Here is a 238-nt window from a genome sequence, read left to right on the forward strand (position 1 = left end):
AAGAAGATGACCTTGAAGTTCACCACACACGAATGGGTGAACGTGCTTTTGTATTAATTCCATTAAATGATATTGCATCAACAAAAATAGAACCTCTTTCAAATACTCGTATCTCTGATTTAGTCATACCAGATGACACAGTGAAGATATATAAAGGTTAAGAATTATTAATTATGAATTTAATTAATATTATTGAAATTCGAAAATATTGATGATCATATTTTTAAAGTGATACAGG

1 pseudogene is annotated in these 238 nt (G+C 28.2%); it reads left to right on the forward strand.

Going from position 1 to position 238, the window contains the following annotated elements:
• Positions 1 to 161 (forward strand): annotated as a pseudogene (locus tag F1592_RS13490) (2-amino-4-hydroxy-6-hydroxymethyldihydropteridine diphosphokinase); the annotation flags it as partial.
• Positions 162 to 238 lie beyond the last annotated feature (77 nt).

Source organism: Staphylococcus sp. GDX7P312P (assembly GCF_008385775.1).
GTDB classification, from domain to species: Bacteria; Bacillota; Bacilli; order Staphylococcales; family Staphylococcaceae; genus Staphylococcus; species Staphylococcus haemolyticus.